The organism is Sphingomonas sp. F9_3S_D5_B_2 (genome assembly GCF_054263715.1).
In genome coordinates, this window is sequence record NZ_JBSZFB010000003.1 from 424,240 (window position 1) to 444,382 (window position 20,143).

The 20,143-nt window shown below is 65.6% G+C and carries 21 protein-coding genes; 9 read left to right on the top strand and 12 right to left on the bottom strand.

Features of this window, described 5'->3' with window-relative positions; all coding sequences use genetic code 11:
* Window positions 1–12 precede the first annotated feature (12 nt).
* From ACUXST_RS10770 to ACUXST_RS10795, 6 genes are all read right to left on the bottom strand, one after another.
* Window positions 13–1,032 carry a nucleotidyltransferase family protein gene (locus ACUXST_RS10770; protein ID WP_458389971.1) on the bottom strand — a complete coding sequence of 340 codons (1,020 nt, stop codon included), beginning with the start codon at window positions 1,030–1,032 and terminating at the stop codon, window positions 13–15.
* Window positions 999–2,120 (bottom strand): hypothetical protein, encoded by a 1,122-nt coding sequence (locus ACUXST_RS10775; RefSeq protein ID WP_458389972.1) that lies wholly within the window; start codon window positions 2,118–2,120, stop codon window positions 999–1,001. Before ACUXST_RS10775 ends, ACUXST_RS10770 begins: the two co-directional genes overlap by 34 nt.
* 113 nt (window positions 2,121–2,233) lie before the next feature.
* Entirely contained in the window at window positions 2,234–2,584 is a 351-nt protein-coding gene (locus ACUXST_RS10780) for a hypothetical protein (RefSeq protein WP_458389973.1), read from the bottom strand.
* 100 nt (window positions 2,585–2,684) lie between these two features.
* Window positions 2,685–3,062 carry a hypothetical protein gene (locus ACUXST_RS10785; protein WP_458389974.1) on the bottom strand — a complete coding sequence of 126 codons (378 nt, stop codon included), beginning with the start codon at window positions 3,060–3,062 and terminating at the stop codon, window positions 2,685–2,687.
* Window positions 3,063–3,103: 41 nt separating this feature from the next.
* Window positions 3,104–4,174 carry a phosphatase PAP2 family protein gene (locus ACUXST_RS10790; RefSeq protein WP_458389975.1) on the bottom strand — a complete coding sequence of 357 codons (1,071 nt, stop codon included), beginning with the start codon at window positions 4,172–4,174 and terminating at the stop codon, window positions 3,104–3,106.
* A gap of 21 nt (window positions 4,175–4,195) precedes the next feature.
* Window positions 4,196–4,885 (bottom strand): ferritin-like domain-containing protein, encoded by a 690-nt coding sequence (locus ACUXST_RS10795; protein ID WP_458389976.1) that lies wholly within the window; start codon window positions 4,883–4,885, stop codon window positions 4,196–4,198.
* Between the two features lie 158 nt (window positions 4,886–5,043).
* Between ACUXST_RS10795 and ACUXST_RS10800 the strand changes: the two genes are divergently transcribed.
* Window positions 5,044–5,304, top strand: coding sequence for a CsbD family protein (locus tag ACUXST_RS10800; RefSeq protein WP_458389977.1), 261 nt, complete (start codon window positions 5,044–5,046; stop codon window positions 5,302–5,304).
* Here the strand turns inward: ACUXST_RS10800 and ACUXST_RS10805 are convergent.
* The 4 genes from ACUXST_RS10805 to rpsM form a co-directional block, all read right to left on the bottom strand.
* Entirely contained in the window at window positions 5,301–7,730 is a 2,430-nt protein-coding gene (locus ACUXST_RS10805) for a hypothetical protein (protein ID WP_458389978.1), read from the bottom strand. The two genes, ACUXST_RS10800 and ACUXST_RS10805, sit on opposite strands and share 4 nt — an antisense overlap.
* A 366-nt stretch (window positions 7,731–8,096) precedes the next feature.
* A complete protein-coding gene (locus tag ACUXST_RS10810; RefSeq protein ID WP_458389979.1) occupies window positions 8,097–9,167 on the bottom strand; it encodes a DNA-directed RNA polymerase subunit alpha in 1,071 nt (356 codons plus the stop codon).
* Window positions 9,168–9,255: 88 nt separating this feature from the next.
* Window positions 9,256–9,645 (bottom strand): 30S ribosomal protein S11, encoded by a 390-nt coding sequence (gene rpsK, locus ACUXST_RS10815; protein WP_458389980.1) that lies wholly within the window; start codon window positions 9,643–9,645, stop codon window positions 9,256–9,258.
* A gap of 81 nt (window positions 9,646–9,726) precedes the next feature.
* Window positions 9,727–10,095 carry a 30S ribosomal protein S13 gene (rpsM, locus tag ACUXST_RS10820; RefSeq protein ID WP_458389981.1) on the bottom strand — a complete coding sequence of 123 codons (369 nt, stop codon included), beginning with the start codon at window positions 10,093–10,095 and terminating at the stop codon, window positions 9,727–9,729.
* A 223-nt stretch (window positions 10,096–10,318) separates the two neighbouring features.
* On the opposite strand from rpsM, the gene ACUXST_RS10825 reads away from it, so the two are divergent.
* From ACUXST_RS10825 to ACUXST_RS10855, 7 genes are all read left to right on the top strand, one after another.
* Window positions 10,319–10,795 (top strand): DUF2127 domain-containing protein, encoded by a 477-nt coding sequence (locus ACUXST_RS10825; protein ID WP_458389982.1) that lies wholly within the window; start codon window positions 10,319–10,321, stop codon window positions 10,793–10,795.
* A gap of 11 nt (window positions 10,796–10,806) precedes the next feature.
* Complete coding sequence (locus tag ACUXST_RS10830) at window positions 10,807–11,730, top strand: bifunctional riboflavin kinase/FAD synthetase (protein WP_458389983.1); 924 nt, start codon at window positions 10,807–10,809, stop codon at window positions 11,728–11,730.
* A gap of 47 nt (window positions 11,731–11,777) precedes the next feature.
* Entirely contained in the window at window positions 11,778–14,648 is a 2,871-nt protein-coding gene (ileS, locus tag ACUXST_RS10835) for an isoleucine--tRNA ligase (RefSeq protein ID WP_458389984.1), read from the top strand.
* Window positions 14,649–14,900: 252 nt separating this feature from the next.
* On the top strand, window positions 14,901–15,404 hold the full coding sequence (lspA, locus tag ACUXST_RS10840) for a signal peptidase II (protein WP_458389985.1): 504 nt from the start codon (window positions 14,901–14,903) through the stop codon (window positions 15,402–15,404).
* On the top strand, window positions 15,397–15,801 hold the full coding sequence (locus tag ACUXST_RS10845) for a DUF3035 domain-containing protein (RefSeq protein ID WP_458389986.1): 405 nt from the start codon (window positions 15,397–15,399) through the stop codon (window positions 15,799–15,801). Before lspA ends, ACUXST_RS10845 begins: the two co-directional genes overlap by 8 nt.
* A gap of 27 nt (window positions 15,802–15,828) precedes the next feature.
* The gene (locus ACUXST_RS10850; protein WP_458389987.1) at window positions 15,829–16,380 is read left to right on the top strand and encodes a winged helix-turn-helix domain-containing protein; all 552 of its coding nucleotides are present in this window, start codon (window positions 15,829–15,831) and stop codon (window positions 16,378–16,380) included.
* A 36-nt stretch (window positions 16,381–16,416) separates the two neighbouring features.
* Window positions 16,417–16,776, top strand: a complete 360-nt coding sequence (locus ACUXST_RS10855; protein WP_458389988.1) for a hypothetical protein — start codon at window positions 16,417–16,419, stop codon at window positions 16,774–16,776.
* On the opposite strand, the gene sseA is transcribed toward ACUXST_RS10855, so the two are convergent.
* Complete coding sequence (gene sseA / locus ACUXST_RS10860) at window positions 16,773–17,606, bottom strand: 3-mercaptopyruvate sulfurtransferase (RefSeq protein ID WP_458389989.1); 834 nt, start codon at window positions 17,604–17,606, stop codon at window positions 16,773–16,775. The two genes, ACUXST_RS10855 and sseA, sit on opposite strands and share 4 nt — an antisense overlap.
* Window positions 17,607–17,654: 48 nt before the next feature.
* Here sseA and queF point away from each other — a divergent pair, with 48 nt between their 5' ends.
* Window positions 17,655–18,101, top strand: a complete 447-nt coding sequence (gene queF / locus ACUXST_RS10865; protein WP_458389990.1) for a preQ(1) synthase — start codon at window positions 17,655–17,657, stop codon at window positions 18,099–18,101.
* On the opposite strand, the gene ACUXST_RS10870 is transcribed toward queF, so the two are convergent.
* Complete coding sequence (locus tag ACUXST_RS10870; protein ID WP_458389991.1) at window positions 18,098–20,137, bottom strand: OPT family oligopeptide transporter; 2,040 nt, start codon at window positions 20,135–20,137, stop codon at window positions 18,098–18,100. The genes queF and ACUXST_RS10870 overlap by 4 nt on opposite strands.
* Window positions 20,138–20,143: the final 6 nt, after the last annotated feature.

Genomic DNA, 20,143 nt, shown 5'->3' on the forward strand with positions numbered 1-20,143 from the left:
GCTATGCCGCGCCTAGATCTTGCCCGGGTTCACCGGGCGCAGCGCCCGGTCGACCTTGAACCGGAACGAGCTCTTGCCGCGCCGGAGCTTCGGTGAGCGGAGCGGCGGGTCGACCAAACCGGTGAGTGCCGCAAGGACGGGCATCAGTCGGGGCGATCGGCGCTGCCACAATCTCCGGCGCACCTGCAGGCGCGCCCAGCCTCCTCCGCAATATCGTTCGGGGATGTCGACGCCGAGCAGGCGTTTCGCCGTGCGCAAGTGCACGTGCATCGCGTTTCGTGCGGGCCCTGCTGGGAAGTAGCTCTCCAGCTGCTCCCAATCGACGCCTGCTTCGACGAGCCGCGGCGTCTCGATGAGGTGCCGCACGTCGATGAGGCCGCGCCAATAATCTCCGTCGTGAAGCTGATCATGGAGTATGTAGAGTAGAAGCGCGCAGGTGGGCGAGGGCAGCAGCGCCTCTCCAGCTTTCAGCTTGACCGGATTGCAAAGCGGCCGAACCCGATCGAAGTCGATGCCGAGCGCATACGGCTGCATGTCGGTATGCAGGTCGACCATGCCGACGTCCTCGCCGCGACCAAGCACGACCGAGAAGGGGGGGCCGTGGAACCCCTGGAAAGTCTCGTAGCCAAGCGATCGCAGCCCATCGAGGCAATCTTCCCGGCGCGATTGCGGCACCAGCAGGTCGATGTCCGACAGCAGCCGCCCGCGATCGCGTTGCTCCTCAATCAGCGACGCCATCCCTCGCATCACGATGGGCTGGACCCCGGCGGCGTTCAGCACCGGCAGGAACTGCGAGAACTGCGCCTTGAGCCGGCGATTGCGTTCGTGGGTCCGCTCGAGAACGTCGCGGAGCAAGCCCGTAACGGCTTCGGGCGCGTTGGCCCCGATCTCCGACCCAAGCACTGCCGAGGCGAGCATTCCGATCGTCAGGGTGTCGCTTGCAAGCTGAAGTAGCGGCTGCCAGTCGGCCGGCGCTTCAGCCTGGCCGGTGAGACTTCTCAGGAGGAGGGCGAAGGTGGGATCGTCGGCCATTGGCTTCGCTCAGCAAGGACATCAGCGGCGTCCGTCGACTCTCCATAGCAGAGCTCGACCGCAGAGGCGCCTCGGACGAGCTCGGCAAGGGCATGAAAGGTCTCGGCGGAGCAGCGGCCGCTCGGCGATCGTGCTTCCCGGAACAGCTCGGCAAGTCCCTCGCTCGACGACAGCGCCGTCAGCCGGGCTTCTTCGCCGGCGGAGCGGCGCAGGCGAACGATGGCAGTGACCTTGCGCTCGTCGGCCCTTTGCGACGTCATCGGCAGCAAGCGGGCGACGATGCCGTCGGGGCGCGTGTGGACCGGCAGTGCTTCCAGCTGCTCGGGATCAACCACGCCGAGATTCCACGATCCCGACTTCAGAGCCGGCGGCAGCGGTACGCCGGCCACCCGTCCGTTCTTCAGGACGAGAGTCACGTCGTCACAGACGTAGCCGAACCCCTGGGCGAGCAAGCTCAGCAGAAGCGTCGTCTTGCCCGCTCCCGGGGACCCGATCAGGACCAGCGTCTCGTCGCCCCGGGTGACGCAGGCTGCGTGCAGCGCCGCCAGGTATTCCGCTTTCGCGAGCACCTGCTCCAGGATTGTCCCCTTCAATCGGATGGCCGCGAGGGACTGGTGGAGGAGGACGATCTCACCGCCGCTTTCCTGGATTGCGACGAGGTCACCTGCCGGCGAAACGTCGTACGCCGCTCCGATGCGGCTTCCTTCTGCCTCCAGGTGGGCGAAGGGTGGCCACAGGAGGTCGAACAATTCGCGGGACGAGAAGCTCACCACGAAGCCGACGCCGGCAACCGAGATCGTCCGGACCCATTCGCGTTGCGGCGCTTGGCGCTTCTCAACGCGGAGAAGGTTCAGCTGCGAAATCTCGGACAGAAAAGCTTCGACCCAGCCTCTGGCCTGCAATGCATCGGCACCGTCACGCACCAGTTCGCCTTCGAGCTCGGCGTGCGTTGCCCCACCGCTCAGGCGGCGGGCGAGAAGCGCACTGGTGGCGTTGAGTTGCTGGACTTCCTGCCCGGCTTCCGAAAACAGCACGGCGCCATCGGGCAGCTCTTCGATGATCGCGCCGTCGCGCAGCGCAAACCGCATCAGGTTCAATCTACCGGCCTCAAACGAAACGGAGACGCGCTCCTCCAGGAACGCGTCTCCGCAATTTTCATCGCTGTCCAGACATTCGATCACGAACAGCGGCGGCTCACCCCTTAGTGGTTGCCGTTGTTACCGTGATTGCCGTTGTTGCCGTTGTTATTGGCGTTGCTGTTGCCACTGTTGCCGTGGCCGTTGTTGCCGGGATTTCCCGGGCCAGTGCCCGGTCCATCGTTAACCGGCGGATTTCCCGGCGGCTGCGGGTCCGGCCCGTTGCCGACGCCGTTATTTCCCTTCGGCCCGCCATTGCCGCCGCCACCGCCGGTCGACGCTGCGATCGCCGGCGAGGACATGGACGTGGAAAGAAGTGCCGTGATGACCGGCGGAGCAATGATTGCTGCCCGACCGAAGTTCGTCACGAACGCGCGACGATCCGTTTCAACTTTGCCCAACTGCGGCTCTGACATTTCAAGCCTCCCGTTAACCCGCCCAGTAAACGAGGATTTAACACAAATGCTGTGGGCGGCAAGCTAAAACTTGTCCCGATTTTGGACTCGCTCCAGGCGCTTAGCCGCGCTCCGTCGGCGGGAATGGAGGAGGCGCGGGCTCAGGCACAATCACCTGTGCGGGCGGAGGCGGCGGAGGCGCTGGAGCAGCGACCTGCTGCTGCTGCGGAGGAGCGCGCTTGCGCCCCGGTGCGGCAACGATCAGCCCGCCTTCGGCGCCCGCAAGCAACACGCCAGCAACCGCACCGCCGCCACCGCCACCGGCACCGCCGCCGGTTGAGGCAGCAATCGCCCGCGACGACATCGATGTCGCGATCAGTGCAGTGAGAACTGGAGGCGCGACGAGCGCGGCCTTGCCGTAGGTGTTCAGGAACGCCCGGCGATCTTCATCGACGAACTGGTGGCGCTTTTCGGTCGCCTCATTAACTGGTTCGTCCATTGCCCGCTCCGCAACTCGGCGTGGTTAAATTTCTGTATAAATTACTCTTGTTGCTCAAAAGTTCCACCCGGTTGCTTCGCTGACTGCCCCAAATCAGGACGGCGAGCGCCTTGGGGCTCTTCGGGATTGGCTTGTGAAAGGGCTGCTTCAGCCGTCCGCTGGACGGCCGGGCTCAGCGCCCAAACTGCAACCATGCCCACCACTCCGGCCAGTCCGTCGGTCGCGTAATGCCACCCGAGCTGGACCGACCCAACCCACACGAGGATCGTGTAAACGAGTGCGAACGGTGCCGCCCGCGGCGCCATGGCCCGCGATGCCAAAAACATCCATGCGCTGATCGCGACGTGGATCGACGGAACCGCCGAAATGCCTGCAACGAGGCTCGGCCGGCCCGATGCCATTGAGCTCCACATCAGGTCGGACTCGGCGATCACGAACCATGCTCCGCGTTGCTCCAGCGCCTCCCGCAATGGCGCGAAGTGCGTGCCGCCCGACAGGCGGTCGTAGAAGATCGGCCCGGCAGAAGAGAATGCGAGCGCCGCGACGACGCCGAGCAGGAACCAGCCGAGGACGTAGGCGATCACTACGCGCGACTTCGTTGCAGACGCCGGCTGGAGCAGGACCATGAACAGGACGATCGCCTGCGCCGGCAGCCACAAGGCGTAGATCCAGTCCATGGGCACCACTGCCCAGCCGAGCGAGCGGTCGAGTAGAAGCCACGGATCCACGGTGAACAAGCTTTGCTCGGCATGGGCGAGCGGTGCATCCAGCCAGAACGGCAGAACGCTCGGGATCGCATATTTCAGAGGCAGGAACAGGCTCGCTCCAGCGCCGACGAGGAAGGTCGCCAGCAGCACGCTGCGCCAGTTGGGACGAGCGGCGCGCCCCTGCAGAACCAGCCGTAGAACGAGCGCTGCGCCGAGCCCGGCGAACGTGATCGCGAGATACGTCCCGAGGTGCGGCGCGGGCGCAAAGCCGCGCGACCATGTTACCACCCACCAGATAAGCTCGAGCGCAGTCACAGCGGCCATGACCAAAAGCCACGGCGCATCCTTGCCGATGCTCCACACCGTCGCTCGCCGCTGCGCCGCCGTTCCTGTTCGAACTTCCACCCTCAAGCTTCGAGCGAAGCGTCAGCCGCTGGCAACCGGGGCGGGATGAGCGCTCAGCGGCTGCAGCTCGTCCACTTCGTCGGGCCAGTTCGTGCGGCGGCCAAGCCGCGGACTTGCGAACAGGACCGGCAGCTTCAGGAACAGGAGCTCGCTGTGGATGAACGTGTCGATCGCCCGTTCCCACCAGCTCGATTGCCGGCGTCCATGCGCCCGTAACCAGTCGTCATAGGGCGCCCAATGGCTCGGCTCATCCTGTTCGATGATCCGGAATATCTTCATCAGCGTTTGATCCGCGCCGACCACTGGATGGCGAAGCAGGATCTCGACCTGCCGGTGACCACGCTTCTCGGTAAGCGAGATGACCCGGCACATCCGTTCGAACAGGTCATCGCGGCCGACGATCTCGAGCGGGTCGAGGTCGTCGATTGCCGATCCGAACATGATCCCGACAAACCGGTCGATATGGCCGCAAGTACGGTCCACCGCCATCGGCATCACGCCGCGCCGCTCGAACCAGCGGCGGAACATCAGATAGTGTTTTCGCTCGTCCGCGCGGTGCTGCTGGATGCGCGCGATCAGTACATGATCTTCGGGCCAGCGGGCGCGCACCGCCGCAAGCACGCGATCGATCGCCGTGTAGCCCCGATGCTCGTTGTAGATGTAGATCGAACCCAGCAGGTCCAGATATCGACGGCGGTACCAACTGCGCATGAAACCTCGCTTCTTGGCACCCTCTGCCTCGCCCCCCGGCTCAACCGCTGTAGCTTACTGCAGTTCCTATGAGAAAGTCGCGGCGTTAGCCGCCTGGGCGGCACTTGCGCAGGGTGTCGCGCGTTCCCACCCGAACACCATTTGGCGGAGCTCCTAAAATGAACATCGATACTTTGGCTGGCGAAGGCACCGAGGTGAAGGGCCGTTTCAAGGAGACGCTTGGCACGGCGACCAATGATCCGGCGCTGCAGCAGGACGGAGTCGTCGATCAGTTGGCCGGCAGGGCGCGGCAAGGTTTCGGCGCGCTGCGCGACTTCGCCCGCAATCAGCCGCTGGCCGCGGCGGCGCTCGTCGGGGTGCTCGGGATCTCGCTAATCCGGGGCATGCGCGGCCAATCCGGATCGCGCCGCAACCGCTAGAACAGCTTCCGCAGCGTCAGCTTCACGGTTCGTCCAACCGGGTCGAGCAGGTCCGGCTGGAATCGGTTCGGCACGCGGCCGTTCGCGTCGTGAACGTGCTGGTGCGAATCCGTGATGTTGTTGAAGTCGAGCTTCAACTGCGTGTGCTTGGTCCAGGCCTGCTTGCGCAGGAAATGGTGGACGCTCACGAATGCGCCGACGTTCAATTTGACGATCGGACCGAAGTAGAGGTCGCTCGCCGGATTGTCGCTGCGGATGCGGCCGGCGTTCTGCAACCAGCCATCGATGCTGATGCCGTTCCCCAGGTAGCCGATCCCACCGTAGAAATAGGCCGTCGCGCGTGGGATCGCCCACCCCTTCACCGTGTCTCCGTGAAGCAGGTCGAGCGTCCGCGTCCCGGGGCGAAGCTGAAGCTTGTCTGTGAACCTGAAGGTTGGCCCTATCCCCCCGTAGTAATTCGGCCGATTGCCTTCCTTGCCGTCCTTTCCGGGGGCTGGCTTTTTGCCGATGACGCCGTTTGCGTTGACGGTGATGGCCAATGAGCGCTGCCGCTCGCGGTAGAAGTTGGTGGGCGCGAAGGTCACCGCCACCAGCCGCCCGCTGGAGTCCCTGACGAAACGGTCGGGGAAAATGTCCTCGAACTCGGGCGTCAGCACAAAGATGTCGCCCGTCTGGTTCCGAATGTCCGTGTCGTCGAAAGTCGCGCTGACGTTGAGCTGAGTCTTAGGGAAGGGCTGCGCGACGACGGTGATCGAGCGGCTGTGCCGCCGCTCGGCGCTGAGGTCGGGATTGCCCCCGGTCGTCAGGGTAACGACCTCCGTGCGGCCGGTCGCGAAGTCGAACACGCCGAAGTTCGCAACCCGAACCACCGGGCTCGCGAGCTTCTCCATGTCGGGCGCGGTGCCGCTGCGCTTGTCCTGGACGAGCACCTGCAGGCCCTTGAGGGGGCGCCAGTTCAGGCCCAGCGTCCGGTCATGCAATCCGCCGACGCCCGTGACTCTGCGGGTGACCGCCGAGGCATTGACGGACAGGTCGCCGACCGCCCCCAGCACGTGGTCCGCGCGGGATGTCAGCGGCACGTCCACTGCCAAGCCAGCCTCGCTGCGGGTGCGGCCGAGTTGGAGTGCGAACGGGTTGGCGCCTCGAGTTACGGAATCCGCCGAGAGCCGCTCCGCTTCGAGAGTGCCGGTCACCGTCACTTCCCCGGCCGGCAAGTGCAGCGGCATCCGGCTGACGACCAGCTTCGTCCCCATGTTGCGCGTCCGCAGCCGTGCCCGGTCGGTCAGCCGCCCGGCCAGCAGGGCAGGGTCGAGCGGCGCGAAAGGGTTCGTGCCCGCTGCGATGGCCGCGTTCGCGGGGGCGAGGTCGATGCCCAGTTCGCTGATGCCGCTGATTTGCTTCTGGTCGAAGGCGCCGGTCAGGTCCCATCGCCATCCCGCAGTGACTCCGCGCAAGGTACCGCCGCCATGGAGCGTCGTCGTCGTCTGTCGCACATGCAGCGGCTCGACTTCGGTCAGATAGCGATGCAGCAGGACGTCGTTGCCGAATGGCGAAAACGGGTTTGTCGCCGGCACCGTCAGAGTTGCGGCGGCCGGTCCTGTGGTGGACCGGTCGGTGCTCCGCTCGGCGGTCAGGTTGAGCGACCCGGACAGCGTTCCGCCGAGCTTGTTGGCAACGACGCCTTCTGCTTTCCAGGCGTCGTTGTGCGGCACCAGGTCGCGATAAGGACCCACGTCGAACAGCCGGGTTTGGTTCGCACCCGCAGCGAAGCCCCCGAGTGATCCGCTTGCGCCGCCCCCATCCGGTACCGGCGCCACGGTCACGACCTGCCCTGCGAGCTGCGACAAAGCCGGGTCGATCTCCCCGAGACCCAAGCCGGTGACATTGCCGAGCCCGTCGAACAGGAGGTCGGGGTCGGGCGCGACGTGCCGTTCCGACTGAAGCAGCGAGGACGTGTGCCGGCTCTCGAGCGCCAGCGTCACCCGCCCGTTCTTGCGCAAGCGCGTCACGTTGACGTTCCCGTTCGCCATCAGGCTGCCCGGCCGCGTGGTGCTGCCCAGACTGCCGCGAAATTCGATCTGCCGGAAACTGCGCTTGGTGATGAAGTTCATCAGGCGCCGCGTCGGCGGATAGCCAAACTTCAGCGCGGCAGCCTCCGGCAGCACCTCGACCTTTTCGATCGCCTCGGGCGGCAGCGAGCCGATCTCCTCGTAGCCGGACACGCGCTGGCCATTGAGCAGATAGATCGGTTCGCCGCCGTCAGAGGACTTTGCCAGCGGCTTGATGATGCGCAGCAGCTCGGCCATCGACGTCGCCCCGGTGCCACTGATGGCCCTGCTGTCGAAAGTCGCCACCGGCGCGACATTGGTGACTGCTGAGCGCCGGTCACCGATGATGATGATCTCTTCGCGGTTGTCGGGCTTCACCTCCGGAGGGGCAGGACGCTGCGAAACCTGTGCTTCTGCCGCGGTAGCGCCGAAACCCGCGAGCGCCAGGGCGCACACGGACAGCAGGGGAGCCCTGGGCCGAGCAAGGCCTCGAACTTCACTCGGCATGATCTCACCCGCCAAGGTTACTGACCAGCAGCAGTCACAGACCGTGCACGTCCATCCAGCACGCGCCCGCTGCACCTCGTCAGTGTAACCGCTCGACGGGTCTCCGCAACGCCTGCGACGCATCTGTCCTCGGAGGTGCTCGGTTGGCGTGTTGTCCGATGCCCGCCGCAGACAAGAAAAGGGCCGCCCGGATACGGAGCGGCCCTTCTTGTTCCTGAACCGGAATTGCCGGGCTGATTAGCCGAGCATCTCCTGCTCGAGCTTCTTGGCCATTTCTTCGATGTTCTCGGGCGGCCATCCGGGGATGTCCATGCCGAGGCGAAGGCCCATGCTGGCGAGCACTTCCTTGATTTCGTTCAAGGACTTGCGGCCGAAGTTCGGCGTGCGGAGCATCTCCGCTTCCGTCTTCTGCACCAGATCGCCGATGTAGATGATGTTGTCGTTCTTGAGGCAGTTGGCGCTGCGCACCGACAGCTCCAGCTCGTCCACCTTCTTGAGCAGGTAACGGTTGAGCTGGTTGGTGTCCGCCTGCGTCTCGATCGGCATCGCCGCGGTCGCGCCGATGATCGGCGACGGCTGCATGCGCACCTGGCTCTCGTCGAAGTGGACGAACAGCTGCAGCTGGTCCTGGAGGATCCGCGCCGCATAGGCGAGCGCGTCCTCCGGGCTGACGGTGCCGTCGGTCTCGATCGTCAGCGTGAGCTTGTCGTAGTCGAGCTCCTGTCCGACGCGGGTGTTCTCGACCTTGTAGGCGACCTGGCGGACCGGGCTGTACAGCGCGTCGACTGGGATCAGGCCAATGGCTGCGTCCGCCGGACGGTTCGCTGCCGCGGGCTGGTAGCCCTTGCCGATGTCGGCGGTGAGCTCGGCGTTGAGCGTCGCGCCTTCGTCGAGGTGGCAGATCACCAGGTCCGGATTGGTGACTTCGATATCGCCGCTGGTCTGGATCATCCCGGCGGTCACTTCCGCCGGGCCGGTCGCCGCGAGGTGAAGCCGCTTCGGGCCTTCGCCTTCCATGCGGAGGGCGATCTGCTTGACGTTGAGGACGATGTCGGTGACGTCCTCGCGAACCCCGGTCAGGCTCGAGAATTCGTGCAGCACGCCGTCGATCTTGATCGAAGTGATCGCGGCGCCCTGGAGGGAGCTGAGGAGAACGCGACGCAGCGAGTTGCCGAGCGTCATGCCGAAACCGCGCTCAAGCGGTTCGGCGACGAACACGGCGCGGCGGCGGCTGTCGCCACCGGCGGCCTTCTTCTCGAGTGCGTTCGGCTTCTTCAGTTCCTGCCAGTTCTTTGCGTTGACGGCCATTTTCATTCCTTGGCAGTTGGGGACCTGGATCCCTGATTTGGAACTTCGTGTTGAGCGGTGCCGGCAGCCTCAGCGTCCGGCGACGCTCTTAGACTCGGCGGCGCTTCGACGGGCGGACGCCGTTATGCGGGATCGGCGTCACGTCGCGGATCGAGGTGATCGTGAAGCCGACCGCCTGCAGTGCGCGGAGCGCGCTTTCGCGGCCCGAGCCGGGGCCCTTGACCTCGACCTCGAGCGTGCGGACGCCGTGTTCGGCGGCCTTCTTGCCGGCGTCCTCGGCGGCGACCTGCGCTGCATACGGAGTCGACTTGCGGCTGCCCTTGAAGCCCATCATTCCGGCGCTCGACCAGGCGATTGCATTGCCCTGCGCGTCGGTGATGGTGATCATCGTGTTGTTGAAGCTGGCGTTCACGTGGGCGACGCCGGCCGAAATGTTCTTGCGCTCTCTCCTGCGGAGACGCTGCGGTGCTTGAGCCATTGAACTATCCTGTCCCTAAATCCGGAATGCCGCCCGGTTCCGAGCGGCGAGCAAAGTCGAAGAAGCGTCCCGAAGGACCGCTTACTTCTTCTTGCCGGCGATTGGCCGCGCCTTGCCCTTGCGGGTGCGGGCGTTGGTGTGCGTGCGCTGGCCGCGGACGGGCAGGCCCTTCCGATGGCGAAGCCCGCGATAGCAGGCGAGGTCCATCAGCCGCTTGATGTTCATCGCGGTCGTGCGGCGCAGGTCGCCCTCGACCGTGTGGTCGCGGTCGATGGTCTCGCGGATGTGCAGTACCTCTTGGTCGGTGAGGTCCTGGACCCGCTTCTCCGGCCCGATTCCGAGCTTCTCGACGATGTCCTTGGCCGTGGTGCGGCCGATTCCGTGAATGTAGGTCAGCGCGATTTCCACGCGCTTGTTGGTGGGGATGTTCACCCCGGCGATACGAGCCATTCTCTACCCTTCTTCAGCTCCACGAGCGGGATTGCGGAGGGAGAGTCCAACGCATATCCACGCCCATCTCAGCGCTTCATGGTCCCGATCGAACGAAAAAGCCGACGCGCGCACGAATGCGCCGCCGGAACCGGTGGATCGGGATAGCGCGCAGATAAGATTCGCCTCTTGGAGAGTCAAGGCGGCGAGTTGACGAATTATGACGGCCGTGCGTTGCCGCCCCGTGCACGAAAAACGCGTTCACCAGATCTTCGTCGTCAGCGTCCTCGCCAAGGGCGCCCACGCGCTGTTCGAGATCGTCGCCGGCATCGCCCTTTACCTCGTCAGCACCGAGACGATCCTCCGCATCATCAACCGCTGGAGCTATGGCGAGCTCGTCGACGATCCCAACGACTGGATCGCCACCCACCTGCTCGCGTTCGGCCGCTCCTTCTCGGTCGAAGCGCACAATTTCTACGCTTTCTACCTGCTCAGCCACGGGATCATCAAAGGGGCCCTCGTCTTCGGCCTGCTGCGCGAGAGGCTGTGGGCCTACCCCGCGAGCTTCGCCGTGTTCGGCTGCTTCATTGCCTACCAGCTCTACCGCTACAGCTTCACGCACGACATCATGCTCATCCTGCTCAGCATCTTCGACCTGTTCGTGATCTACCTTGCGGTCCACGAATTCCGCCTCCTTCGCAAACACCTCCCGACGCACTAAGACCCTCGCCAATGCAGCGGCTCACCCTCGCCGGCGGCGTTCCCGACGATCTGAAGGGAAGCATCGTCGCCCTCGGCAACTTCGACGGCTTCCACCTCGGCCACCAGGCCGTTGTCGGGCGGGCGATCGCGCGCGCCTTTCACGAGCGGCGGCCGGTTCTTGTCGCCACCTTCGAGCCGCACCCCGTGCGCCTGTTCAAGCCGGACGTGCCGCCGTTCCGCCTGACCACGCTGGATCAGCGGGAGAGCCTGTTCGCTCACGCCGGCGCCGACGCCATGCTGGTCTTCGAATTCGACGCCACGCTCGCGGCAATGGACGCCGAGAGCTTCGTCGCCGAGGTCCTCGGCAGCCGCATCGGCGCGAACGGCGTCATCACCGGCGACGACTTCACCTTCGGCAAGGGGCGCACCGGCGACATCGCGCTGCTGAAGGCGGTTGGTGAAGCGCATGGCATTGGCGCGGAAGCGGTCTCGCAAGTGCTGGTCGGCGGCGTCCGCGTCTCGTCCGGCCGTGTCCGCGATGCGCTGGTGGCGGGCGATACCGCGACGGCAACCCACATGCTCAGCCGTCCCTACGCCATCGAGGGCGTCGTTCAGCCTGGCGACCGGCGCGGCCGCGAGCTCGGCTATCCGACTGCCAACCTTGAGCTCGCCGACTACCTGCGCCCGCGCTACGGCATCTACGCGGTGCGCGTCACGCTCGACGACGGCACCGAGCACCCCGGCGTGGCGAGCCTCGGCGTCCGCCCCACCTTCGACCCGCCGCGCGAACTCCTCGAAGCCTATCTCTTCGACTTCGAAGGCGACCTTTACGGCCGCAAGATCGAGGTCGCGCTCCACGCCTTCATTCGCGACGAGGAGAAGTTCGAAAGCCTCGACGCGCTCATCGCCCGGATGCGCGAGGATGAGGCGGAAGCCCGCCGCCTGCTCGGCTGACGCCGTGCGTTTGCAAAGTGTCGCCTGACCGCTAGAGCCGCGCCCAAATGGCCGACGCTCCCGACAAACCCGAAAGCTCCAAGCAAGATTGGCGCTCCACCGTCTTCCTTCCGAAGACCGACTTCCCGATGAAGGCCGGCCTGCCGCAGAAGGAGCCAACGATCCTCGCCAAGTGGCAGGAGCAGGACCTCTACGCCCGCATCCGCGAGGCGCGGGCAGGGCGCGACAAGTTCATCTTCCACGACGGCCCGCCCTACGCCAACGGCGACATCCACATCGGCCATGCGCTCAACCACACGCTCAAGGACATGGTCGTCCGCACCCAGACCCTGCTGGGCAAGGACGCGCCCTACGTGCCCGGCTGGGACTGCCACGGCCTGCCGATCGAGTGGAAGGTCGAGGAGCAGTACCGCAAGAAGAAGCTCAACAAGGACGAGGTCCCGGCGAAGGAATTCCGCGCCGAGTGCCGCGCCTATGCCCAGCATTGGGTCGACGTCCAGCGCGAGCAGCTGAAGCGCCTCGGCATCAGCGCCGACTGGGACCATCCCTATCTGACGATGGCTTATTTCGCCGAGGGCACCATCGTCGGCGAGCTCTTCAAGTTCGCCGAGTCAGGCCAGCTCTACCGCGGCGCCAAGCCCGTGATGTGGTCCCCGGTCGAAAAGACGGCGCTGGCCGAAGCCGAGATCGAGTATGAGGACATCGTCTCGACCCAGATCGATGTCGCGTTCGAGATCATCGAAGCGCCGTGCGCGCGTGATCTGGAGGACTGCCACGCCGTCATCTGGACGACGACGCCGTGGACGATTCCCGTCAACCAAGCGATCGCCTACGGACCCGATATCGATTACGTGATGCTCCACCTCAATCGAGGATCATGGAGCGGCATTAGTCACATCCTCGTGGCAGACGTGCTCGTTCCACAAGTGCTGGATCGACTTGGGCTTGGCAAAGGTGACGTAGTCGTCGCTTGGCGGGGCAAAGGCTCCGACCTCGCCGGCACCGTCGCTCGTCACCCGATGCACAAGCTTGGCGGCTTCTTCGCCAAGCCGCGTCCGTTCCTGCCCGGCGACTTCGTCACGACCGACCAGGGCACCGGCCTCGTCCACATGGCGCCCGATCACGGCGAGGACGATTTCGAGCTGTGCCGCGCCCACGGCATCGACCCGGTGTTCGCGGTCGACGCCGGCGGCATGTACCGCCCGGACTGGCTGTGGCTCGGCGGGCAGGGCAGCGTCATCAACAACAAGTTCAACGCGCCCGACGGCCCGATCTGCTCGGACCTCCGCGACGCCGGCGCACTCCTCGCCGCAAGCGCCGACCTCAAGCACAGCTACCCGCACAGCTGGCGCTCCAAGGCCAAGGTCATCTATCGCTGCACCCCCCAATGGTTCATCGCCATGGACAGGCCGATCGAGCTATTCTCGCCGATCACCCGCCCCGAACAGCGCTGGGAAAACGAGGGCGGCGGCGCCAATCCCACCGAAGATGAGCTGTCGAGCAGCCCGTCTTTGCGCAGTTTGGCGAACCGCGCCATCCGCCAGACCCGCTTCATCCCGGAAAAGGGCCGCAACCGCCTCGGCTCGATGGTCGAGGGCCGCCCCGACTGGGTGATCAGCCGCCAGCGCGCCTGGGGCGTCCCCATCGCCCTGTTCGTCGATCGCAAGTCCGGCGAGCTGCTCGTCGACCCGGCGGTCAACCGCCGCATCGTCGCGGCGATCACCGCCAACGGCGTCGATGCGTGGTCCAACGATAATGCCGCATCCTTCCTCGGCGAAGGCCGCAATCCCGACGAGTACGAGATGGTCACCGACATCCTCGATGTCTGGTTCGACAGCGGCTCGACCCACGTTTTCGTGCTCGAAGGCGGCCACTGGCCGGAGGAGCGCTGGCCGGCCGACATCTACGTCGAAGGCTCCGACCAGCACCGCGGCTGGTTCCAGTCATCGCTTCTCGAAAGCTGCGGCACCCGCGGCCGCGCGCCCTTCAACGCCGTACTGACCCACGGCTTCACGATGGACGCCAAGGGCATGAAGATGTCCAAGAGCCTCGGCAACACGATTAACCCGCTCGACCTCATGCGCGACTATGGCGCGGACATTTTGCGGCTCTGGGCGCTGTCGGTCGACTTCACCGAGGACCACCGCATCGGCAAGGAGATCCTTGCCGGCGTCGCCGACCAGTATCGCAAGCTCCGCAACACGTTTCGCTATTTGCTGGGCGCGCTTGAGGGCTTCTCGGACGAGGAGCGGCTGGCGGACGTCGCTGCCTATCCCGAGCTGGAGCGCTACATGCTCCACCTCACTGCGGCGCTGGACCAGAAGTTGCGCAACGCCGTCGACGACTTTGATTTCAACACCTACGTCCGCGCGCTGACGGATTTCTGCAATGAGGACCTCAGCGCCTTCTACTTCGATATCCGCAAGGACAGCCTTTACTGCGACGCGCCGTCGGACCCGAAGCGTCGCGCCTACCGCACTGTCCTGGACACCCTGTTCCACGCGCTTGTGCGCTGGCTGGCGCCGGTGCTGGTGTTCACCAGCGAGGAAGTCTGGGGCACGCGCTACCCCGACGGCGGCTCGGTTCACCTGCTCGAATGGCCGGAAATTCCGGCGGTCGACGCCGACGACGGCAAGTGGGGCGAGCTTCGCAGCCTTCGGGCCGAAGTTACGGAGCGCATCGAACCGCTGCGCCGCGAGAAGGTCGTGGGTTCCAGCCTCGAAGCCGAAGTGACCCTCCCAAGCGCGACCGATCCGGCCCTGCTGGCCGAGCTGTTCATCACTTCGACAGTGCACGAAGGCGATTGGAAGGTCGTGAAGACCGATCAGCACAAGTGCGGCCGCTGCTGGCGGCATCTGCCGGAGGTGACCGGTGACGGCGATCTTTGCGCCCGCTGCGACGGAGTCGTGAATGGTTGACTGTGTCGGTCACCCTGAACTTGTTTCAGGGTCCGTTTCTGCGCCCGCGACGGCGCTCACCGGGTGGATGCTGAAACAAGTTCAGCATGGCGGATCGGTGGCTCGGCGTCCCGGTCTGTCCTACAGCCCAACGGATGTGCATGGTTGCGGCGCGACACTGGCAACTGAGCGGCGCAACACCAGCTGCCTCCACCAGGTCGCGCAAGACCTGCTCGTCAGTGAGAACATTGGGAACATTCGGGGGATTTCACGATGAAGGCGCGGCCCTTCGGTTTCGCGATCGCGCTGTTGGTGTTCGCGCTCGACCAGCTGGTGAAGTGGATCGTCACGGGTCCGCTGAACCTCAATCGGCTTGGCGATCAGCTGGTGCTGCTCCCGATCTTCAATTTCACCTACACGCAGAACCAGGGCATCTCGCTTGGCCTGCTGAACGCCACGAACCCGGTCGGCCGCTGGATGCTCGTGGCATTCACCGCGGCGATTGCTATCGCCGTCGCCGTCTGGATTACGCGCGAGAAGAACCGCGTTGATCAGATCGCCCTCGGAATGGTGCTTGGAGGAGCGCTCGGCAACATCCTGGACCGGGTGCGGTTCGGCTATGTCGTCGACTTCGCCGATCTGCACTTCGGCAGCGTCCGTCCGTTTCTGGTCTTCAATGTCGGGGACGCGGCGATTAGTATCGGCGTCGTGATCCTGTTGCTGCGCGCGTTCCTGAGCCGTAAGGATCGTCCAGAGGAGACTGTCGAACATGCGTAGAGCTTTCACCGCCGTCCTGCTGGCTGCTGCGGTGGCCACGACCGGATGCGCCCATCGCGGCTCATCGACGCCGGACGAATTCGCGGTTGCCCGCAACGCGCCGCTCGTGATCCCGCCCGATTTCAGCCTCACGCCGCCGGTTGCCGGCACCGCTGGCCTGACGCCGGGCGATGCCCAGCAGCAGGCTATCGAGACCCTGTTCGGCGGCGCGGCTCCGCGCAGCGCTGCGGAAACCAGCATGCTCGACGCGGCGGGGCGTGACTCGGCACAGCTGGGCATTCGCTCCACAGCCTGGGACCCGGACACGCGGATCGTCGACAAGGGCCGCACGACGCTGGACATCCTTTCGGCACCTGCTGCCGACAGCAACATCGCCTCTGCTCAGGCTGGGCAATAGCCAACACCGGGGGGTGCAAGACGTCTGATGGCTGAACAGAACCTCTCCTCGCGACTGGTCGATATCGAATCGATGCTGGACCGGTCCCGCCGCCGTTTCGAGGAGGGCACCCGGCTGGTCGAGGAAGCGCATCAGCTTCTCGCCGACGTCCAGCAGGCCCTGCTCGGGGCACCGGCAACCGGCACCTCCGACGACAATGACGAGACGGCGTCGCGCCTGCTCGCCTCGATCAAGGCGAGCGGCGGTGAAATGCCGGAAAGCCTCTGCGGCGGCCGGCTCGCCGTCGACCAGGTCCAGCGCCTGATCCGCATCGACGGTCACCCGATCGGCATCACCGAAATGGAATATCGCGTGCTGGAGCTGCTCGCTTTCGCCCGCAACAACGTCGTCACGCGTCAGATGCTGCTGAAGCACCTTTACCGGCGTTCCGATGACCAGCCGCAGCCGAAGATTATCGACGTCTTCATCTCCAAGCTGCGCAAGAAGCTGCGCAACGCTAGCAGCGGCGCCGAATTCATCGAGACGATCCCGCAGCGCGGCTGGATCCTGCGCGACATCGACGCGTCGAACGGCGCCTAGGGATTCATCCTTTCTTAGCCACGCGGCGCCTAGCTGGTGGCTATGCTTCACCTAGTTCCCGTCCCCGAGTCGGACGCTCAGCCCTATGCCGAAGCGGTCTCCCGCCTGGCCTCGGTGCGTCACGCGATCCGCCTGGTCGAGCCGTTCGGTAGCGGCCCCGCCTCGGACATCGCTGACGACGAGGCGATCCTTGCTATCTGGGACGAAGCTGGCGAACCTCGCCGCCGCTGGTTCGACCGCCGCTCCGCTCAACTGGTCAGCGCCACCGCAGCCGGAGTCGAAGCGCTCCTCGAAGAGCGCGAGAACGGCAATGAGCCGCATGTCGAGGCAAGCCGGGCGCTGGTGGAGCAAATCCGCCGTGAGCTCGCCGAAGTCGCGCGGGTCGTCCTCGCCTAGGCGGGACCGACTGCCTTCGGGGTCGCCGGGTCGGCACCCCACTCGCTCCAGCTTCCATCGTAAAGCCGCGCTTCGGCGTTCCCGAGCAGATGCGCTGCAAAGATCAGCGAATTCGCCGTAACGCCCGATCCGCAAGTAGCGATGAACGGCTGCCTCGGGTCGACGCCGACGTCGGCGAACAGCCGCCGAAGCTCGTCCACCGGCTTGAACCGCCCGTCATCGCGGTAAAGGCTCCCGAACGGGAGGTTGCGCGCGCCAGGGATGTGGCCCGCCGCGACTCCCGGACGTGGATCGGCCTCGGAGCCCTCGAACCGAGCCCTGCCGCGAGCATCGAGCAGTTGCGCATCCGATCCGGCAAAGAGCTGGGCCTTGGCAACCACCTCGCCGTGCCGCTCCTGCGCGTCGAAGGTCGCTCGCCGCGGCTTCGGCTCCCCGCTCTCCACCGGCCGTTGTTCCGCGATCCAGCGCTGGAAGCCACCGTCGAGGATCGCCACGCGCTCTGCCCCGAAGTGGCGCAGCATGAACCAGCCGCGCGCCGCGGTGCGCACCGGTGAATTGTCGTAGACGACGATCCGATCCGAGCGGCCGACGCCCAGCGCCTCCATCGCACGTCCGAACTCCTCCGCGGGCGGCAGCATGTGCGGCGCTGGATTGGAGCGGTCCGCCACGGCATCGATGTCGAGGAAGCGAGCACCGGGAATGTGGGCCTGCAGAAATTCCTCGCGGCCGCTTCGCCCGCTCGCCGGCATGTGCCAGCTTGCGTCCACCACGATCAGGTCTGGCTCGCCCAGGTGCTGCTGCAGCCAGTCGCTGGAGATCAGCGGGTCCATGCGGCGGAGGATAGGCTTGCGGGCCCGCAAGTGCTAGTCGGCCGCGCCATGGAAACCACCCACCTCGGCAAGGCGACCGGGCTGCCTTCGTCCCCCGAAGCGGCAACGCTGGACTACGTGCCCAATCCGCGCCCCGGCGCGATTTACCTCGTCCGCTTCACCGCGCCGGAGTTCACTTCACTGTGCCCGGTGACCGGCCAGCCCGACTTCGCCCACATCGTGATCGATTATGCTCCGGACGTCACGATCGTCGAGAGCAAGAGCCTGAAGCTGTTCCTCGGCGCATTCCGCAACCACTGCGGCTTCCACGAGGACGTGACCGTCGGCATCGGGCAGCGCCTTGCGGACGAGATGAAGCCGCGATGGCTGAGGATCGGCGGCTATTGGTATCCGCGTGGCGGGATGCCGATCGACGTGTTCTGGCAGTCGGCAGCGCCGCCGGAAGGCCTGTGGCTGCCCGATCAGGGCGTGCAGCCCTACCGCGGCCGCGGCTAGCGGTAGTCGGCCTCGACTGGCGCGCGTTGGTCGTCCGTTCCAAGCGGCACCGAAGCCCGTCCGCGCGTCCAGGCGTACAGCCCCAGGATGGCCGCAATGAACAGCACTACGCTGACCGCCGGCGCCCAACCGTAGGTCTCCACCACCGCAAGGACGTTGCCGCTGTCGGCCGAACCGGCCTTCTCCGCGGCCGCGACCACCGCGGCGTAGGCAACGCCAAGCAGGCTCTCGCCGACGATCAGGCCCGTCGCCATCAGCGTTCCGAGCCGCTCGGCGAAATCCGGGTTCGGAGCGCGCGCTGCCCAGCGATTGTAGAGCCAGCCGATCAGCGCGCCCAGCGGGATGAACAAGGTCAGTTCCATGGGTAGGTAGATGCCCATCCCGACCGCCAGGGCCGGCAGGCTGTAGCGGCTGGTCGTCTTCTTCAGCACTTCGTCGATGATGACCACGACGACGCCGATGCCTGCTCCAAGGCCGATCAGGCTCCAGTCAAGGCTGCCGCCAAGGACTCCCTGCGCGATGGCCGAGATCAGCTGCGCTTGCGGCGCTGCAAGCGCGTTCGGCCCTGCACCCGGCGCGCCCTGGAAGCCGAACGCGGTGTTCAGCAGGGACAGGATCGGCGGAATGATCACGGCGCCGAACAGCACGCCGAGCACCAGCGCGACCTGCTGCCGCCAGGGCGTCGCGCCGACCAGCTGGCCGGTCTTGAGATCCTGCAGATTGTCGTTCGAGATCGTGGCAACGCCGAACACGATCGCGGTTACGAACAGCGCAAATGCGACGAGGCTCTTGCTCGCATTCGCATCGGCATGCGGGAACAGCGCGGCGAGGATGAGCGAAATGCCTAGCACTGACAGGATGCCGACGCCGGAAATCGGGCTGTTCGACGCACCGATCAGGCCGGCCATGTAGCCGCACACGGCGGCGATCACGACGCCCGCGATCAGGACATAGATGATGCTGAGCGCCACTGTCGTGCCAGGGCTCGCAGCGATCGGATTGCTCTGCGCGAAGGCGGCGAGCAGCAGGCCAATGGGCACCATCAGGACCAGGATCGTACCACCCACGATGGAGATCGGCAGGTCGCGCTCGGTCAGGGCGAGCGAGCCGCTACCTGCGGCGCGGCGGGCGCGATTGGCTGCAATTGCCGACGTGATTCCGCCGATGATCGGTCCCAGGATCCGGAGCAGGGTCCAGATCGCCGCGACGCCGATCGTGCCGGCGCCGATGAAGCGGACCTTGTGAACAAAGATGTCGTGAACCCAATCGTCCAGCGAGACGCCGGCCGCCGCCGGAGCAAGCGCGGTGTAGTGCGGGACCAGCCACACCCAGCTGATCAGCAGGCCCACGAACATCGCGATACCGACCGCCATTCCGACGAGGTGTCCGACGCCGATCAGCGCCATCGAGAGACTGGTGGAGACAGCCGAAGCGCCTGCGCCCACGCCGAACGCCTTGGATGCGGCGTCTGTTACCAGACGCATCTTCGCGAGCAGGAAGTAGCCGCCTGACGCGAGACTGGAGAGGATGATGGCGTTCAGGCCGCGCCGGTTCTCCTCGGCTCCCCCGACGCCAGCACCGACTTTGAGCACCTCGGCCGCGGCCACGCCTTCAGGGTAGGGCAGGTCCGTGCCTGTGACGAGCGCACGGCGAAGCGGCACGGAATACATCACGCCCAGGATGCCGCCGATCGCAATGACCGCGACGGACAGCCAGTAGGGGAAACCGGTCCACCAGCCGACCATGATCAGGCCCGGCAGAACAAAGATGATCGCCGACAGCGTTCCCGCGGCAGACGCGATCGTCTGGACGATGTTGTTTTCCTGGATTGTCGAATTGCTGAATGCCTTCAGCACCGCCATCGAGATCACCGCAGCCGGGATGGAGGTCGCGAAGGTGAGGCCGATCTTCAGGCCGAGATAGACGTTGGCTGCAGTGAACAGCACCGTGATCACCGCGCCGAGGATGATCCCGCGTACGGTCAGTTCGCTGATCTTCCCCGACGTCCGGAGTGCCGCTTCCTCAGTGCCTGCCATGTTCGT

Excerpts from the sequence above, each read along its gene's own strand:
- ACUXST_RS10770 (WP_458389971.1), bottom strand. The coding sequence starts at position 1,032 with ATGGCCGACGATCCCACCTTCGCCCTCCTCCTGAGAAGTCTCACCGGC.
- ACUXST_RS10775 (WP_458389972.1), bottom strand. The coding sequence starts at position 2,120 with ATGCGGTTTGCGCTGCGCGACGGCGCGATCATCGAAGAGCTGCCCGAT.
- ACUXST_RS10780 (WP_458389973.1), bottom strand. The coding sequence starts at position 2,584 with ATGTCAGAGCCGCAGTTGGGCAAAGTTGAAACGGATCGTCGCGCGTTC.
- ACUXST_RS10785 (WP_458389974.1), bottom strand. The coding sequence starts at position 3,062 with ATGGACGAACCAGTTAATGAGGCGACCGAAAAGCGCCACCAGTTCGTC.
- ACUXST_RS10795 (WP_458389976.1), bottom strand. The coding sequence starts at position 4,885 with ATGCGCAGTTGGTACCGCCGTCGATATCTGGACCTGCTGGGTTCGATC.
- ACUXST_RS10800 (WP_458389977.1), top strand. The coding sequence starts at position 5,044 with ATGAACATCGATACTTTGGCTGGCGAAGGCACCGAGGTGAAGGGCCGT.
- ACUXST_RS10810 (WP_458389979.1), bottom strand. The coding sequence starts at position 9,167 with ATGGCCGTCAACGCAAAGAACTGGCAGGAACTGAAGAAGCCGAACGCA.
- rpsK (WP_458389980.1), bottom strand. The coding sequence starts at position 9,645 with ATGGCTCAAGCACCGCAGCGTCTCCGCAGGAGAGAGCGCAAGAACATT.
- rpsM (WP_458389981.1), bottom strand. The coding sequence starts at position 10,095 with ATGGCTCGTATCGCCGGGGTGAACATCCCCACCAACAAGCGCGTGGAA.
- ACUXST_RS10830 (WP_458389983.1), top strand. The coding sequence starts at position 10,807 with ATGCAGCGGCTCACCCTCGCCGGCGGCGTTCCCGACGATCTGAAGGGA.
- ileS (WP_458389984.1), top strand. The coding sequence starts at position 11,778 with ATGGCCGACGCTCCCGACAAACCCGAAAGCTCCAAGCAAGATTGGCGC.
- lspA (WP_458389985.1), top strand. The coding sequence starts at position 14,901 with ATGAAGGCGCGGCCCTTCGGTTTCGCGATCGCGCTGTTGGTGTTCGCG.
- ACUXST_RS10845 (WP_458389986.1), top strand. The coding sequence starts at position 15,397 with ATGCGTAGAGCTTTCACCGCCGTCCTGCTGGCTGCTGCGGTGGCCACG.
- ACUXST_RS10850 (WP_458389987.1), top strand. The coding sequence starts at position 15,829 with ATGGCTGAACAGAACCTCTCCTCGCGACTGGTCGATATCGAATCGATG.
- sseA (WP_458389989.1), bottom strand. The coding sequence starts at position 17,606 with ATGGACCCGCTGATCTCCAGCGACTGGCTGCAGCAGCACCTGGGCGAG.
- queF (WP_458389990.1), top strand. The coding sequence starts at position 17,655 with ATGGAAACCACCCACCTCGGCAAGGCGACCGGGCTGCCTTCGTCCCCC.
- ACUXST_RS10870 (WP_458389991.1), bottom strand. The coding sequence starts at position 20,137 with ATGGCAGGCACTGAGGAAGCGGCACTCCGGACGTCGGGGAAGATCAGC.